The sequence below is a fragment of the Salegentibacter salarius genome (assembly GCF_900168265.1).
GTDB lineage: Bacteria > Bacteroidota > Bacteroidia > Flavobacteriales > Flavobacteriaceae > Salegentibacter > Salegentibacter salarius.
In genome coordinates this window covers 12,309-27,985 of sequence record NZ_FVZF01000016.1, presented here as the reverse complement: position 1 = coordinate 27,985, position 15,677 = coordinate 12,309, and the positions used below count along the sequence as shown (strand labels likewise).

16 protein-coding genes are annotated in these 15,677 nt (G+C 37.7%); 6 read left to right on the top strand and 10 right to left on the bottom strand.

Annotated features, from left to right (window positions below; all coding sequences use genetic code 11):
• Positions 1 to 84: 84 nt before the first annotated feature.
• Positions 85 to 264: a hypothetical protein gene (locus tag B5440_RS09935; protein ID WP_037318993.1), complete on the bottom strand. Its 180-nt coding sequence runs from the start codon at positions 262 to 264 to the stop codon at positions 85 to 87.
• Positions 265 to 363: 99 nt separating this feature from the next.
• Here B5440_RS09935 and B5440_RS09930 point away from each other — a divergent pair, with 99 nt between their 5' ends.
• Positions 364 to 1,173, top strand: coding sequence for a DUF3050 domain-containing protein (locus B5440_RS09930; RefSeq protein ID WP_070053485.1), 810 nt, complete (start codon positions 364 to 366; stop codon positions 1,171 to 1,173).
• A 161-nt stretch (positions 1,174 to 1,334) separates the two neighbouring features.
• On the opposite strand, the gene B5440_RS09925 is transcribed toward B5440_RS09930, so the two are convergent.
• The 7 genes from B5440_RS09925 to trmB all read right to left on the bottom strand — a co-directional run bounded on the left by B5440_RS09925 (position 1,335) and on the right by trmB (position 6,093).
• Positions 1,335 to 1,670: a 2Fe-2S iron-sulfur cluster-binding protein gene (locus B5440_RS09925; RefSeq protein WP_070053486.1), complete on the bottom strand. Its 336-nt coding sequence runs from the start codon at positions 1,668 to 1,670 to the stop codon at positions 1,335 to 1,337.
• A gap of 117 nt (positions 1,671 to 1,787) precedes the next feature.
• Positions 1,788 to 2,849, bottom strand: coding sequence for an NAD(P)/FAD-dependent oxidoreductase (locus tag B5440_RS09920; protein WP_070053487.1), 1,062 nt, complete (start codon positions 2,847 to 2,849; stop codon positions 1,788 to 1,790).
• A gap of 31 nt (positions 2,850 to 2,880) precedes the next feature.
• Positions 2,881 to 3,123 carry a NifU family protein gene (locus B5440_RS09915; protein ID WP_070053488.1) on the bottom strand — a complete coding sequence of 81 codons (243 nt, stop codon included), beginning with the start codon at positions 3,121 to 3,123 and terminating at the stop codon, positions 2,881 to 2,883.
• Positions 3,124 to 4,257, bottom strand: a complete 1,134-nt coding sequence (locus tag B5440_RS09910) for an Mrp/NBP35 family ATP-binding protein (protein WP_070053489.1) — start codon at positions 4,255 to 4,257, stop codon at positions 3,124 to 3,126.
• A 198-nt stretch (positions 4,258 to 4,455) separates the two neighbouring features.
• Positions 4,456 to 4,785, bottom strand: coding sequence for an MGMT family protein (locus B5440_RS09905; protein ID WP_070053490.1), 330 nt, complete (start codon positions 4,783 to 4,785; stop codon positions 4,456 to 4,458).
• A 2-nt stretch (positions 4,786 to 4,787) separates the two neighbouring features.
• A complete protein-coding gene (locus tag B5440_RS09900) occupies positions 4,788 to 5,411 on the bottom strand; it encodes a LysE family translocator (RefSeq protein WP_070053491.1) in 624 nt (207 codons plus the stop codon).
• 7 nt (positions 5,412 to 5,418) lie between these two features.
• Positions 5,419 to 6,093, bottom strand: a complete 675-nt coding sequence (gene trmB, locus B5440_RS09895; RefSeq protein ID WP_070053492.1) for a tRNA (guanosine(46)-N7)-methyltransferase TrmB — start codon at positions 6,091 to 6,093, stop codon at positions 5,419 to 5,421.
• 68 nt (positions 6,094 to 6,161) lie between these two features.
• Between trmB and B5440_RS09890 the strand changes: the two genes are divergently transcribed.
• Positions 6,162 to 7,220 (top strand): glycosyltransferase, encoded by a 1,059-nt coding sequence (locus B5440_RS09890; RefSeq protein ID WP_070053493.1) that lies wholly within the window; start codon positions 6,162 to 6,164, stop codon positions 7,218 to 7,220.
• Here B5440_RS09890 and B5440_RS09885 read toward each other — a convergent pair.
• On the bottom strand, positions 7,167 to 8,126 hold the full coding sequence (locus B5440_RS09885) for a sensor histidine kinase (protein WP_394330409.1): 960 nt from the start codon (positions 8,124 to 8,126) through the stop codon (positions 7,167 to 7,169). The two genes, B5440_RS09890 and B5440_RS09885, sit on opposite strands and share 54 nt — an antisense overlap.
• A gap of 110 nt (positions 8,127 to 8,236) precedes the next feature.
• Complete coding sequence (locus B5440_RS09880) at positions 8,237 to 8,920, bottom strand: response regulator transcription factor (protein WP_070053495.1); 684 nt, start codon at positions 8,918 to 8,920, stop codon at positions 8,237 to 8,239.
• Positions 8,921 to 9,095: 175 nt separating this feature from the next.
• Here B5440_RS09880 and B5440_RS09875 point away from each other — a divergent pair, with 175 nt between their 5' ends.
• The 4 genes from B5440_RS09875 (at position 9,096) to B5440_RS09860 (ending at position 15,452) form a co-directional block, all read left to right on the top strand.
• Positions 9,096 to 11,897, top strand: a complete 2,802-nt coding sequence (locus B5440_RS09875) for a TonB-dependent receptor (RefSeq protein ID WP_070053496.1) — start codon at positions 9,096 to 9,098, stop codon at positions 11,895 to 11,897.
• Positions 11,898 to 11,948: 51 nt separating this feature from the next.
• Positions 11,949 to 13,919: a hypothetical protein gene (locus B5440_RS09870; RefSeq protein WP_070053497.1), complete on the top strand. Its 1,971-nt coding sequence runs from the start codon at positions 11,949 to 11,951 to the stop codon at positions 13,917 to 13,919.
• Positions 13,920 to 14,072: 153 nt separating this feature from the next.
• The gene (locus tag B5440_RS09865) at positions 14,073 to 14,417 is read left to right on the top strand and encodes a T9SS type A sorting domain-containing protein (RefSeq protein WP_070053498.1); all 345 of its coding nucleotides are present in this window, start codon (positions 14,073 to 14,075) and stop codon (positions 14,415 to 14,417) included.
• 57 nt (positions 14,418 to 14,474) lie between these two features.
• Complete coding sequence (locus B5440_RS09860) at positions 14,475 to 15,452, top strand: LuxE/PaaK family acyltransferase (RefSeq protein ID WP_070053499.1); 978 nt, start codon at positions 14,475 to 14,477, stop codon at positions 15,450 to 15,452.
• Positions 15,453 to 15,677 lie beyond the last annotated feature (225 nt).

Below are 15,677 nucleotides of genomic sequence, written 5' to 3'. Positions count from 1 at the left end.
ATTCATTTCAGCATCTAAGCTTGTTAAAACACAACATATTAGATCCTGAAACAAGTTCAGGATGACGCGAAATAATCTCAATCATTACAACAAATCAAAACAAGGGCAGCGTTTACAGCGTTTGCCCTTTTTATATTTTTCACAGCATTCTTTTTTAAGAGGTTTGGGATTTTTAGCCACAACACCGTCTATTTGCAAATAATCTTTTGATTTATTTGAATAAAAAACAATGACATTATATGAATTTAAAAACTGTTTCGCCATATTTTGAATATACTTCAAAAAGCTGAAATTGAGCGTTAATTCAGTTTTAAATGAATGTTTAAATTTTATAAATCCTAAAGAGAATCTTATTTTTGCAAAATGGGAGATAAAAATAAAATAAACGAGGTAAATAAGGCGCTACAGCCTAAAATAAACCAACTTTTAGATCATTCTTTATATCAAAAAATAACGACTCCAAAGCACCTTCAAATCTTTATGGAGCATCATGTTTTTGCTGTGTGGGATTTCATGTCTTTACTTACCGCTTTACAGGAAAAACTTACCAAAACTATCAATCCCTGGGTGCCTGTAGGCAATCCTGAAACTCGTTATTTAATCAATGAAATAGTACTTGCTGAAGAAACCGATGTGAATTACTTCGGCGATCATCAAAGCCATTTTGAAATGTACCTGGATGCAATGGAAAAAAGTGGCGCCGATACCGGCAGGATCAAAGACTTTCTACTCCAGGTTCACCACGGCACCGATATTTTTTTATTGATTGCAGCTACCAAACTCCCGCTTAATATTAAGATATTTCTAAAAAATACCTTTGAAGTAATTTCAGAAGAAAAACCTCATAAAATTGCCTCAGCCTTTACCTTCGGGCGCGAAGGACTCATTCCCGGAATGTTCACGTCTATCATAGAAAATATACAGCAGAATTTTCCAAAAGAAGATTTAAGTCTATTTAAATATTATTTTGATCGTCATATAGAACTGGATGGTGACGAGCACGGGCCTATGGCCTTTAAAATGGTAGAAGAACTCTGTGGAAATGATGAGGAGAAATGGGAGGAAGTAAAACGCACCGCAGAAGAAGCGCTTGATGCCCGGTTAGAACTTTGGCAAGGCATTGAAGAAGAGATTTCAGAGAATATAGATTCTAAAAGCCTGCAAACGATTTAAAGAAATCTTTCTACAAAAAAATAAACCTCAAAGGTTTTGAAAACCTGGGGGTTTGTTTAATATTGCTAATCCCCTATCCTGAGCTAGAAGTTCAAAAGATTTAACAACCTAGATCCTGAAATGAATTCAGGATGACGATCACTATCCATTCGATAGAAGAATTAAGGAGCTTCAGGTGCCAGTTTTACTTCTAAACCATCTAATTCTTCAGTAATTGGAATCTGGCAGCTAAGACGGCTGTTATCTTGCACAAAAAATGCCTGATCCAGCATGTCTTCCTCTTCAATACTTTGCTCCGGCAACATATGCTCAAAATTTAAAATATAGCATTGGCAGGAAGCACACATCGCCATTCCACCACAAATACCAATGGTTCCTTCGGCAGCAAGTTCGTAAGAGCGAACCACTTCCATAAGATTCATATTCATATCTGTTGGAGCATCTACCACGTGGGCTTCCCCTTCCCGGTCTATAATGGTTATTTTTATATCAGACATATCTTCTAATAAAAGAATATTCAAGATGGTACGTCATTCTGAACTTGTTTCAGAATCTAAGCTCTTAGAACATGAAACAAGTTCAGATTAACGACCCTACAACTGAATTTTTCTGTTTTAATTTATACTTTTTACTACTTCTTTTTTAGCTTCCTTTTTGCTACCATCAAATCCGCTCACTCCACTAACGGTAGTGTACTTCATCACATATTTCTTATCTGGGAAAATACGCTGGTAAGCACTTTGGCACATAATGGCCGCTTCGTGAAAACCGCAAAGAATCAACTTTAATTTTCCCGGGTAGGTGTTTACATCCCCAATGGCGTAAACCCCGGGAATATTGGTTTGATAATCGTAAGCATTATCAACCTTAATAGCGTTTTTCTCTATTTCCAGACCCCAATCTGCGATAGGACCCAATTTAGGCGAAAGCCCAAATAAAGGAATAAAATAATCGGTTTGCTTTATTTCCTTTTCTGAAGCAGAAGCTTTGTGAGTAATCACAACATTTTCCAGCTCATCTTCTCCCTGAAGATCGGTTACCTCAGCATCGGTAATAAGGTTTATCTTTCCAATTTTTGAAAGTTCTTCTACCTTTTCTACGGAATCTAAAGCGCCACGGAAATCTTTTCTTCGGTGAACCAGGGAAACTTCCTTAGCAATATCAGCCAGGTAAATTGCCCAGTCTAAGGCTGAATCACCTCCACCGGCAATTACTACTTTTTTATCACGGTAAACCTCGGGCTCGCGAATAATATAAGCTACACCTTTATCTTCAAACTTAGCAATGTTTGCAATAGGCGGTTTTCTAGGCTCAAAACTTCCAAGACCACCGGCAATTACTACCACCGGCGCGTGATGTTTTGTTCCCTTATTGGTGGTTACAATAAAACTACCATCCTCTTGTTTGTCTATGGTTTGCGCTCTTTCGCCAAGCGTAAATCCAGGTTCAAAAGGTTTTATCTGTTCCATTAAGTTAGTTACAAGATCTCCAGCCAAAACCTCGGGAAAACCGGGGATATCGTAAATTGGTTTTTTAGGATAGATCTCTGAACACTGCCCTCCCGATTGTGGAAGCGCATCTATTAAATGGCATTTTAATTTTAATAATCCGGCTTCAAAAACCGCAAAAAGGCCTGTTGGCCCTGCGCCAATTATAAGTATATCGGTTTTAATCATGCTATGTGCAAATTTGTGGTAAGCTCGCTGCTTACTTTTGAATATTTACCACGCTTTCTATTTGTGGTGCATATTTTTTAATCGTCATTTCTACTCCAGATTTAAGCGTCATTTGATTCACTGTGCAATCTACACAGGCGCCTTCCAGACGAACTTTAACCAGCCGATCGTTCTCTATAGAGATCAAAGAAATATTACCCCCGTCACTTTCCAAAAAAGGACGAATTTCATCGAGGGCTTTTTCTACATTTAATTTTACTTCTTCGCTCGTCATTTATTTCTTTTTAACTGCACTGCATCCGGCCATTGTAGTGATCTTTATCGCTTCAGTTGGAGGCAGACTTTTGTTTCTATTTACTGTTTCCTGAACCATATTACGGGTAATATCCTCAAAAGCTGTTTCTAAGGGTGTTGCCGTTTGCAAAGCTGCAGGACGACCTATATCGCCAGACTCCCTTAAACTTTGTACTAATGGAATTTCTCCCAGGAATGGAGTATCTATATCTTCAGCAAGGTTTTTAGCTCCTTGTTTTCCGAAGATATAATATTTATTTTCAGGAAGCTCTTCTGGAGTAAAATACGCCATATTCTCAACTATTCCCAAAACAGGCACGTTTATACTTTCCTGGCGGAACATTGCCACTCCCTTTTTAGCATCGGCCAAAGCAACATTTTGCGGCGTACTAACTACTACCGAACCGGTAATTGGCAGCGATTGCATAATGGATAAATGGATATCACCAGTTCCCGGCGGAAGATCTATTAAAAGAAAATCCAACTCGCCCCAGGCTGCATCAAAAATCATTTGATTTAATGCCTTGGCGGCCATTGGCCCACGCCAAACAACAGCTTGATTAGGCTTGGTAAAAAACCCGATTGATAGTATTTTTACTCCGTAGTTTTCAATAGGCTTCATCTTAGACTTCCCATCTACAGTTACAGAAAGAGGTTTTTCGGCCTCAACATCAAACATCATTGGGATAGAAGGTCCATAAATATCGGCATCTAAAATCCCGACTTTAAAGCCCATTTTAGATAAAGTTACCGCAAGATTAGCAGTTACTGTAGATTTACCAACGCCTCCTTTTCCAGAGGCAACGGCAATAATATTAGAAATTCCAGGAATAGATTTTCCTTTAATTTCCGGCTTCTTATCTGCCGATTCTACTTTAATATTAACTTTAACCTTGGCCTTTTGATTTACGTGTTCGTGAATAGCTTTCATAACATCCACTTCTGCACGCTTTTTTATATGCAAAGCGGGGTTTTGCAAAACAAGGTCTACAACCACCTCATCACCAAAGGTCATCACATTTTGAATAGCACCGCTTTCTACCATATTTTTGCCTTCTCCGGCTACAGAAATAGTTTCCAGCGATTTTAATATTTCTTTCCTGTCTAACTTCATTTAAAACATTTTATATTCCTGAGAATATCAGGATATTTTTAGCTGCATTAATGAGGTTTTTCGCAAAAAACCAGGCAGCTTATATAGATTCATTCTAAACGCAAATATAAGTGTAAAAGCTAAGAAAACGAAGTATTTACCCATAATTGATTTATAGAAGAATAAAGCGAAGTTATGGAGTAATTTATACCTAAAATTTTATTTCAGTTCCTTCACCGGATCCCAAAAATGTTTTTCAAAATCCTGAATTTTATTGCCTTCTACTTTAATGCCTTCAGCAGCTAACATTTGCTGCATTGCGCTGTGATCTCCAAAATGACTTTTCCCTGTAAGGAGTCCGTTTCTATTTACCACACGGTGCGCCGGCACATCGTCCATATCTTTAGCCGAATTCATTGCATAACCAACCATCCTGGCACTTTTTGCTGCTCCTACACTTTTCGCAATGGCACCATAGGAAGTTACTTTTCCCTTTGGAATTTGTCTCGCTACTTCGTAAACCCTTTCAAAAAAGTTCTTTTCTTCCAAACCTAAGAGTAATAGATTCTTAAAAGTGTTATAATTACCAGGATAAGCATTAGGGCCGTCATAAAGTAATTGGAATATTTAGAAAATGCTTCGGCTTGTTTTTCAATTCTAACAAAAGAAAGCACATAAACATATAGCGTAGTGAAACTTCCCATAGAGGCCGCAAGAATAAATGCGATAATTCGGGACCAATCGTAAGAGGTACCCACCCCAATATTCAGGGCTCCCGCAATAGCAACAAAATAAGGAACGGGAAAAATATTTAGGGCTGCCACAAGCATTCCTTTAAAAATACTATTGGAATTTGCTTTTCGGGATTTATGCTCTATTCCGCCGCGCTTTTTTGCCTGAATATAAAAGTAAACCGCCAGGAGAATAAATATTACCAGACCAGTTCGCAATAAAATATTCTGAACAAATTCATTTCCGAATATATATTTAGCCAGTAAAACAGCCACCGTGGCCTGAATAATCACTACAATAGTAGCTCCCAACGCAACGTAAAGTCCGTTTTTCTTACCCTTTTCAACACAGGTTTTAGCCACGGTCATATTCACCAAACCTGGTGGCACTACCCCAAGCAAGGCTGCGAAATAAGTAATTAGAAAAAGTTTTGTTTCTTCCAAAAAGGACTTATTTTATTCTAAATTGAATATAAGTTATAGGTTTTCCCTGGTCAAGATACTGTTTTTCATAGAAAGTTTGAATTTCCCTTACTGCTTTTGGCGAATATTCATTTTTATAAATATCATGATGCGCATATAGAATCTCATGACCTTCGCCGTGGAGCAGGCCAAGTGTATAACCGTGCATAAATTCACTATCGGTTTTAAGGTTTACTAACCCTTCAGCTTTTAAAATATGCTTATATTTTTGAAGGAATTCGGCATTGGTTAAGCGATGCTTGGTACGCTTATATTTAATTTGCGGATCGGGAAAAGTGATCCAGATCTCATCTACTTCATTTTCAGCAAAGACACGATCTATTAATTCAATTTGAGTTCTCAAAAAAGCTACGTTTTCCAGATCTTCTTCAATGGCAGTTTTTGCACCTCTCCAAAACCTGGCGCCTTTAATATCTATCCCTATAAAATTCTTTGTTGAGTCCTGCTTAGAAAGACCAATGGTATATTCGCCTTTTCCACAGCCTAACTCCAGCACTATAGGATTATCATTTTTAAAAAAATCTTTATTCCAATTTCCTTTTAAACTGAATTGATCTTTCTCCAGCTCTTCCCGGGAGGGTTGTATCACATTTTCAAATGTTTCGTTCTCCCTGAATCGTCTTAATTTATTCTTACTTCCCACGCCTTAATTTAATATTTTGGTAAAACTAAAGAAAATAGCGCACAGGCCCTTAATAATATATTTGATATATGCATAAGAAACGAATTTTAGTAACGGTTTTAAACTGGGGGCTTGGCCACGCTACGAGGTCTATACCTATTATTGAAGAATTACAGCAGCATAATTTTGAGGTTTTTATAGCTTCAGATGGTGCTGCACTAGAATTGCTAAAAAAGGAATTTCCATCAATTAAAACTTTTGAACTTCCCTCCTATAATATTTCCTACGGAAAAACGGCAAGCTCTTTTAAATGGAAATTATTTACGGAAACTCCAGGCATTTTAAATGCGATAAGACTGGAAAGAAAGAAAATTAAAGACCTGGTTACAACCCATCACCTTAACGGAATAATTTCTGATAACCGGTTTGGATGCCGGCATAAAAATATCCCCTCTGTTTTTATAACCCACCAGTTAAGTGTACTAAGCGGAAACACCACCTATTTAAGCAGCAAACTGCACCAAAATTACATATCAAAATTCGATGAATGCTGGATTCCCGACACTCCTGGAAACCATAACCTAAGCGGGATTATGGGGCATTTAAAAGAAACACCCGCGAACGTAAAATACATTGGGCCGCTTAGCCGGTTTAATAAAATACCTCAGCAAGAAAAGTATGATTACGCAGCGATCTTATCTGGCCCGGAACCACAACGGACTATGCTGGAAGAAAAATTGCTCAGCTCTTTTCAAAATTCAGATAAAAAAATAATTCTGGTAAGAGGAATTATGGCTGAAAACACTATTTCTTCTAAAAACAGAAATCTTAAGATCAAAAATTATCTAACCTCTAAAGCCTTGCAAGAGGTGATTCTAAGCAGTGAGGCGATAATTTGCCGTTCTGGCTATTCTAGCATTATGGATTTGGCCAAACTAGAGAAAAAAGCCTTTCTTATACCAACTCCCGGCCAGTATGAACAGGAATATTTAGCCAGGCGTTTTAAAAAACTAGGAATAGCTCCTTTTTGCAAACAAGAAGATTTTGAAATTTCAAAACTTAAAAATCTGGAAGATTTTCCGGGCTTTAGCAGCCTAGATTTCAGTGTCAGTTTCGGGGATATTTTTGCTCTTTTCAAGGGTAAATGAAAATTCACTACCTACTCCAAAAACACTTTCCACGTAAATTTTCTCATCGTGGGCTTCAATAATATGTTTTACGATAGAAAGCCCTAAACCGGAACCTCCTTCTTTCCTGGAGCCACTTTTATCTACACGGTAAAAACGTTCAAAAACACGCGGCAGATTTTCTTTTTCTATTCCTTCTCCATTATCGGTTACCCGCACAATCACCTTATTTTTTATAAGGTTTTCTATACTAATTTCAGTAGTTCCGTCTTCCTTCCCATATTTAATGGAATTAACAATCAAATTGGTTAATACCTGCTGAATTCTATCCCTGTCGCCATACACCCAAATAGGTTCGTCATAATCAATATCGAAAGTTAAGGTGATATTTTTCTTTGAAGCCTTCATTTCTAAAAGATCAAATGAACTCTGAATTAGCTCCACAATATTAAAATCTTCCTTTTCCAGATGAAGGTCCCCGGTTTCCAGCTTGGTGATCATATCCAGATCTCGCACAATATATATAAGCCGCTCTACCCCTTTACTGGCACGCTGCAAATACTTTTTTCGCACCGCTTTGTCTTTCATTGCGCCATCAAGCAGCGTGAGAATATATCCCTGAACGGTAAAAAGTGGAGTTTTAAGCTCGTGCGAAACATTCCCCATAAATTCTTTTCTATAGGCTTCACGAACTTTAAGGGTATCTATCTCCAGCTTTTTATCTTTGGTGAATTTTTCAACTTCGCGGGTAAGCGTAGCCATATCGGTAGTAACCTGGCTGGGACTTAAGGTAGTGGAATCTAAAAGCGAAACATTATCGTAGATCTTTTTAATTCGCTTGTAAATAAAGTGCTCTACCCTGTATTGAATAATAAAGAAAGAAACAAAATAGGTAATAAGGACAAACGCAAAAAATGGTTTTAGCATAAGCCCGGTAGTAAAGTGAGCAAAACCGGCCAATACCACGCTTAAGAAGACGGTGATATAGAGCGCAGTCTTTATTGCAAACTTATATGAACGTTTAAATTTTTTCGCCATTAAACAACAAACTTGTAGCCTACACCTTTTACAGTTTTAAAACATTCGTCTCCAATTTTCTCCCGCAGTTTTCTAATATGCACATCTATGGTACGCCCACCCACTACAACCTCGGCGCCCCAAACATTATCTAGAATATCTTCTCTTTTAAAAACTTTTCCTGGTTTTGAAGCCAACAAGGAGAGTAATTCAAATTCTTTTCTGGGTAAAATTATTTCTTCTCCGTTTTTAATCACCTTATACTCATCGCGATTAATAATAAGGTCTTTAATTGTTACCACATTAGAAGTAGCCGTATCATCTTTAAATCTTCTTAGTAAAGCTTTTACTTTACTAACCAAAACTTTTGGTTTAATAGGCTTGGTAATATAATCATCGGCACCCGCATCAAAACCGGCCATTTGAGAGTAATCTTCACCACGCGCGGTAAGGAAAGCGATAATCGTTTCCTCCAGTTCAGGGAGTTTTCTAATTTGTGCACAGGCTTCAATCCCATCCATTTCGGGCATCATCACATCCAGGATAATAAGCTGTGGCTTTTTCTTTTTAGCAAGTTTCACAGCATCTGCACCATTATCTGCAGTAATTACCTGATATCCTTCAGCTGATAGGTTATATCCAACAATTTCCAGGATATCTGGCTCATCGTCTACCAGTAAGATTTTAATGTCCTTTTTTTTCATTTTGGTTTAGTTGAATTGATAAATATTAGGTAAAAGTAACCATTAATTTGAACTTTCTTAACCTCAGATACCTTAGTAACCTTAAGCTAACATTATAATCATAAACACATAATTTCAGCTTAACAGAGGCTTTACACTTCCGCCGTTAATTTGCACCAGAGAACTAAACACAGTGATGAAGAATTATTTATTTATCTTAAGCCTGCTTATTTTAAGCATAACAGTACAAGCCCAAGACGAGACTACCGGTACAATTGCCGGGAAATTATCTGACAATGAAGTGGAGGGCGAACCTCTTCCTTTTGCCAATGTAATTATTAAGGAAACTAACAAAGGAACTACTTCAGATTTTGACGGGTTATATTCCTTAAAAAATGTTGACCCCGGAACTTATACTGTAGAATTTAGCTTTATAGGTTACGAAACCTTAACAATACCCAATGTTGAAGTTGTTGCGGGACAAGTTACAGAAGTAAACACCGGTCTTGGAGCCAGTGCTGCAGCTTTAGACGAAGTTGTAATTTCTACCGTTTCAAGACAAGATTCTGAAGTAGCTTTACTTCTGGAACAAAAAAGCGCTATACAAATAAAGGAAAGTATTGGCGCCCAGGAATTAGCTAAAATAGGCGTTTCTGATGCCGGTACCGCTACCACTAAAATTTCGGGGGTTACCAGCAGTGAAGCTTCCGGAGATATTTTTGTGAGAGGATTAGGCGATCGTTACCTATACACTACTTTAAACGGTTTACCAATTCCATCTGACGATGTAGAACGTAAGAATATAGATTTAGGTCTTTTCCCAACTCGAGTTATTAAAAGTGTGGGAATAAGCAAGACTTATTCACCTTCTTATTCTGCAGACCAGGCTTCAGGAAATATCGATATTGAATCCAGAGAGTTGGTAGGCAGCGAAGAACTTGATCTGGGAATAAGAGTTGGCGTAAACACCAATGCAATAGGACAATTTTCAAATTTTAAAGTAAGCCCTAATCAAGACAATGCCTATTTCGGTTTTCATCAGCAAAATATTCCTATTGAATATACTCTTTATAACCAAAGCTGGGATCCACAAACTGCTGATGCCCCTATTAACAGAAGATATGCTTTAACAGCCGGAAAAAAATTCGGCGAAAAACTAAAAGTTCTTTTAACGGCTTCACAATCTCGTAAATTTGAGTATCGTGAGGGTGAATTTACAGAATACCGAAACAACAACCGCTACGATTATTTTACCGATGTAGAGAATTTTACTCAAACCGATAATACTACCGGGATGTTAGACGTACTCTACGAGTTTAACGATGATCACGAAATAAAAGCAACCAGCCTTTTTATCAATAAACTTACTGATGAAGTTTATGAAGCCGGTAGAAATGGTGAAGGTGTTGTTTTTGAAGAAACAGGACCTGCCGAAGGCCTTAACCAGTTTGTACGGGACCAGAATATTAAACAAACTCGTTTATGGATAAACCAGTTACACGGTACACACAATATTTCAGATAAAAATGAATTGAATTGGGGCTTGGGTTACAACCTTGTTAATGCCGATGAACCTAACCGTATAAGAAATGAAGTGAACTACGATGGCGAAGATTTTATTCAATTAGGAAGAATGGGCGGCTACCAGCAAAGAAAGTCTTCTCAAAAAATTGAGGATAACGAAATCAATGCTTATGTTGAAGACAAGATCATTTTCGCTAATTCCGAAGAAAATGAAGACGATACCAAGAACATTTTTGTAGACTTTGGTGGAAGCTACCGAAATAAACAAAGAGACTTTGTTTCCCGATTCTTTGGAGTTGTGGAGCGCCCAACAAACACTTATAATCCAACTACTTTAGACAATTTATCCAGCGTTTTTACAATAGATAATTTTAGAAGCGGGAACTTGCAAATTAACGAGCTTACACCGGATTTTTATAATGCAGAATTACAGTCTTACGGTGGTTTTGTAAACTTTAACTATGGGAAAGATAATTGGAATGTTAACCTTGGAGCACGTTTCCAGGAAGACGAACTTAATGTAGATTTTGACGTAAACAACTACCCTACGAACCTACCACAGTTTTCCAATCAATCATACAATAATATTTACCCGAGTGTAAACGTAAAATTCTCTCCAAACGAGAATTCAAATATCAGGTTCTCGGCAAGTAAAACTATTACCCTTCCTGAATTTAAAGAAATTGCTCCTTTTGAATATGTTTCTCAAACAGGACAGGTAACCAGGGGTAATCCAGATCTTGATGCTTCGAACAACCTGAATTTTGATTTAAAATATGAACTTTTTCCATCTTCGGGCCAGTTAATTTCCCTAACCGGATTCTATAAGAATATTGAAGATCCTATCAATAAAGTTCAGGATAGAGGTGCGGCAGGTGTTTTCTCTTATTTCAACGCCGGGGAAGAAGCAAATATCTACGGATTAGAACTTGAAACTAGACTTGATGTAATTGATAATGAAACTCCAGAAGGTTTAGACCTGGAAGTAGCATTTAACGCTTCAAGAATGTGGCATAAACAAGATCTAAGAGAAGTATTTGATGGCGAAACTTTCATCAGAACTTTTAGATATAACAATAAAAGCGAGATCGGTTTACAGGGAGCTTCAGATTGGATCTTTAACGGTTCGATAAATGTTTCTACAGAGTCTGAAAACCCGTTTAGAGCTTCTTTAGTAGGAAATTACGCTTCAGATAAAATATATGCCCTTGGGGCTCCAGAAGCCCAGAACCAGGGTGATGTTTTTTACAACGACGAAATTGTAGAAAAAGGTTTTGTAACGCTAGATCTTATAGTAAGCAAAAGTTTAGGCGATCATTGGGATTTCCAGTTCCGTGGACAAAACCTTTTAAATCCTGAAATAGAAAGAGTACAGGATATTAGACCAAGTTCTACCGGTATTGAAAACACTCAAACGGTAAGATCTTATACTAGAGGCGCAGTCTTGAGCCTGGGAGTAAACTATTCATTTTAATAACCATTCAATCATAAATATTAACCATTCAATTTTATTAAAACCTAAATTATGAAAATGTTTAAAAGCAGATTTTTACCAACTTTAGCCCTGGCACTCGGGGTAACTATCACGAGCTGTAGCTCTGATGATGAATTTGAAAGGCTGGATGACGACGATCCAACCCCAACCCCGGAAGGAACCGTTCTTAACGGTAGCGTTGAGGAAGATCGCACCTTAGATGCCAGCGAAACCTACAATCTTACCGGTGTGTATTCGGTAGAACCGGGAGTTACCTTAACAATCCCTGCCGGAACCGAGATTATTGCAGATACCGATGAAGATGCTACAGGTGTTTACATTGTAGTTCAAAAAGGAGGGATGATAGATATCCAGGGAACATCTTCTGCCCCGGTAATTATGAGATCTTCTAACAGCCAACGCGGAAGCTGGGGCGGACTTGTGATTGCAGGTGATGCTGAAACAACCGCTGGTGTTGATGCTACTGCCGAAGTTGGCGGTATTATCTATGGAGGAAGTAATCCCGAAGACAATTCAGGTTCTATAGAATACCTGGTGCTTTCTGATGCTGGTGCCCAAATTAATTCAGAATCACAATACAATGGACTTTCACTTTACGCAATTGGTTCTGAAACACATATTGAAAACATTGCGATCTTAAACGGCTCTGATGACGGAGTTGAATTTTACGGAGGTTCTGTTTCTGCTACCAACCTTTATTTAGAAAATAACGAAGATGATGCTGTAGACTGGACAGAAGGTTGGAACGGTACAGTTACCAATACTTACGTACTACATAGTATCGAAAACTTCTCTACCGCAATTGAAGCTGATGGTGTGGATGGAAATCCAACTATCGAGAACTTTACCGCAGTTTCTTCTACCGGTGGAGTTGCTTTACAATTTAAAGCGCAATCTGGCGCAACTATTAATGGACTTTCACTTTCAGGTTATGATACCGCTTTAGATATCGCTGAAGAAACCAGAACAGATCTTTCTGGAATTCAATTAAACGGTGCTACTGCTGACTTGGATATGGATTATTCTGAAGCTCAAACCGTAGATCCTTCTATGTTTGACTGGGTTGATAATCGTGGAAATGTTTCTGTACTTCCGGGTACTATTGATACAGACCTTGCTTTAGATGCAAATTCAGAATATATTATTAACGGTGTGGTTTCTGTAGAAGAAGGTGCAACTTTAACTATTCCTGCGGGAACTAAAATAACTGCAAGAAGTGATGATAATGAAGACGGTACCAGCATTTATATTGTTGTTCAAAAAGGAGCAATGATAGATATCCAGGGAACAGAAGACAATCCAGTAGTAATGTCTTCTACTTCTGGCGTTGCCGGAAGCTGGGGCGGACTTGTAATTGCCGGAAATGCTGAAACTACAGCCGGTATTGATGCAACTGCTGAAGTTGGAGGAATTATTTACGGAGGTGATAATTCTGAAGATAATTCAGGTTCTATCGAGTATCTTATTCTATCTGATGCCGGTGCACAAATAAACTCAGAGTCTCAATACAATGGGCTTTCGCTTTACGCAGTTGGATCGGAAACAACCATAGAAAACATCGCTATTCTTAATGGATTAGATGATGGTGTTGAATTTTATGGAGGATCGGTATCAGCTACCAATCTTTATTTAGAAAACAATGAAGACGACGCTGTAGACTGGACCGAAGGATGGAATGGCGCAGTAACAAATACATATGTTTACCACACTATAGAAAACTTTTCTACCGCAATTGAAGCTGATGGGATAAATGGAAATCCTACTGTAGAGAATTTCACTGCAGTTTCAGAAACCGGAGGAATTGCGTTGCAATTTAAAGCACAATCTGGAGCAACAATAACAGGTCTTTCCCTTTCAGGTTATGACACTGCTATTGATATAGCTGAGGAAGGAAGAACAGATCTTTCTGCAATCCAAATTGAAGGAGAAAACGCAAGCCTGGAAGCTTCTTACGAAACTGAAGCCACTGTAGATGTTGAAATGTTTAGCTGGGTACAGTAATTTATAGAAGTATTATTTAACAATGATTTAGCTCAAAAAGGCTGCCCTCACAGGCAGCCTTTTTTTAATAAAATATTAATACTTAATGCACAATAAATCTGGCAAGATTTTTGAATTTTTATCGTAAGTTTGTAAAAACCTCTAGAAAAAAGAATGAAGCAATACTACTTCTATAGTTTCATAATAGCTGTTTTCCTCACATTCTCTGCGCCAAATGCAGTTTATGCCCAGGAGACTACTAGCTCGGGGAATAAAACCGAAATTCCCATAGAGGGCCTATCTATTTATCCAAACCCGGTTACCAACGGGAAAGTTTATATTAGCACTACCCAAAATAAAGAAAAGGATATCCAGATTTATAATGTTTTAGGAAAGCCTGTTCAGCGCACTAAATTAAGAGGTAGAGAGCTTGATGTTTCCAACCTAAGCGCAGGGATCTATATTCTAAAAATTAAAGAAGAAAAAGCTACCGCCACAAGAAAGTTGGTGGTAAGATAAACTTACATCCTTAAGGCCTTAGATTTCTTAACTTCGCTTTTCTAAATTTCCACAAGAATGTTAGCTGAAAGAATTTTTAATATTTCTACTCAGAAAGATTTTAATGAAATTACTCTTGAAGTTTTTTCTTATCAGTTTCAACACAACCCCGTTTACCGCGAATTTTGCCAATTGTTAGATCGAAACCCAAGAAACGTTTCCAGGGTTGAAGAGATTCCATTTCTACCTATAGAATTCTTTAAAAAGAAGAAAGTTATTTCTTCCGAAAACACTCCTGAAATAATTTTTACCAGCAGCGGCACTACCGGTTCTGCTACCAGCAAACATTACGTGACCGATCTAAATGTCTATGAAGAAAGCTTTTTAAAGGCTTTCGAAATTTTCTACGGAAATCCTGAAGAAATAGTCATTTTAGCGTTGCTACCTTCTTATTTAGAACGCCAGGGCTCCTCGCTAATTTATATGGCTGATAGCTTAATAAAGCGCAGCAAACACCCCGAAAGCGGCTTTTACCTTAATGACCTTGAAGCTTTACAACATCAACTTAAAGAATTAGACAAAAGCGGAAAGAAAATTTTACTATTAGGTGTTTCATTCGCGCTACTGGATCTAGTGGAAACTTACAATTTCGACTTAAAGAACACCACAATTATGGAAACCGGCGGAATGAAGGGCCGGCGAAAAGAAATGATCAGGGAAGAATTACATCAAATTCTTACTAAAGGATTCGGAGTAGACAAAATTCATAGTGAATATGGAATGACAGAGTTGCTTTCTCAATCTTATTCTAAAGGCAACGGAGTTTTTGAAACTCCGCCGTGGATGAAAATCCTTATACGTGATCCTGAAGAAGCCTTGAATTATCTCCCGAAACGCAAGACTGGCGGTATAAACGTGATAGACCTGGCTAATTTTAACTCTTGTTCATTTATTGCAACTCAAGATTTAGCGAGAAAAATAAATGATGACTTCACAGAAATTCTTGGAAGATTTGATAATAGCGATATTCGGGGATGCAATCTTTTAATCCTATAACAATTACTCACTAAACATTAGCTAATAAAAACCTAAAAATCAGAATCTTATAGTTAAAATATACTAAAGCCTGTAAATTATCAGGAGTTCTATCGACTTAGTATATGTAAGACGAAATTTAAATAAATTGAATTGATTCTTACGGCTAAGTGAAATTTTTTCATATTAGATTGGTTAGTTAGTTGCAAGCCCCGCAAACGTCCTGTTTACGGGGCTTTGTATTTT

Coding starts and splice junctions, on each gene's coding strand:
- B5440_RS09935 (WP_037318993.1), bottom strand. CDS start 264: ATGGCGAAACAGTTTTTAAATTCATATAATGTCATTGTTTTTTATTCA.
- B5440_RS09930 (WP_070053485.1), top strand. CDS start 364: ATGGGAGATAAAAATAAAATAAACGAGGTAAATAAGGCGCTACAGCCT.
- B5440_RS09925 (WP_070053486.1), bottom strand. CDS start 1,670: ATGTCTGATATAAAAATAACCATTATAGACCGGGAAGGGGAAGCCCAC.
- B5440_RS09920 (WP_070053487.1), bottom strand. CDS start 2,849: ATGATTAAAACCGATATACTTATAATTGGCGCAGGGCCAACAGGCCTT.
- B5440_RS09915 (WP_070053488.1), bottom strand. CDS start 3,123: ATGACGAGCGAAGAAGTAAAATTAAATGTAGAAAAAGCCCTCGATGAA.
- B5440_RS09910 (WP_070053489.1), bottom strand. CDS start 4,257: ATGAAGTTAGACAGGAAAGAAATATTAAAATCGCTGGAAACTATTTCT.
- B5440_RS09890 (WP_070053493.1), top strand. CDS start 6,162: ATGCATAAGAAACGAATTTTAGTAACGGTTTTAAACTGGGGGCTTGGC.
- B5440_RS09885 (WP_394330409.1), bottom strand. CDS start 8,126: ATGCTAAAACCATTTTTTGCGTTTGTCCTTATTACCTATTTTGTTTCT.
- B5440_RS09880 (WP_070053495.1), bottom strand. CDS start 8,920: ATGAAAAAAAAGGACATTAAAATCTTACTGGTAGACGATGAGCCAGAT.
- B5440_RS09875 (WP_070053496.1), top strand. CDS start 9,096: ATGAAGAATTATTTATTTATCTTAAGCCTGCTTATTTTAAGCATAACA.
- B5440_RS09870 (WP_070053497.1), top strand. CDS start 11,949: ATGAAAATGTTTAAAAGCAGATTTTTACCAACTTTAGCCCTGGCACTC.
- B5440_RS09865 (WP_070053498.1), top strand. CDS start 14,073: ATGAAGCAATACTACTTCTATAGTTTCATAATAGCTGTTTTCCTCACA.
- B5440_RS09860 (WP_070053499.1), top strand. CDS start 14,475: ATGTTAGCTGAAAGAATTTTTAATATTTCTACTCAGAAAGATTTTAAT.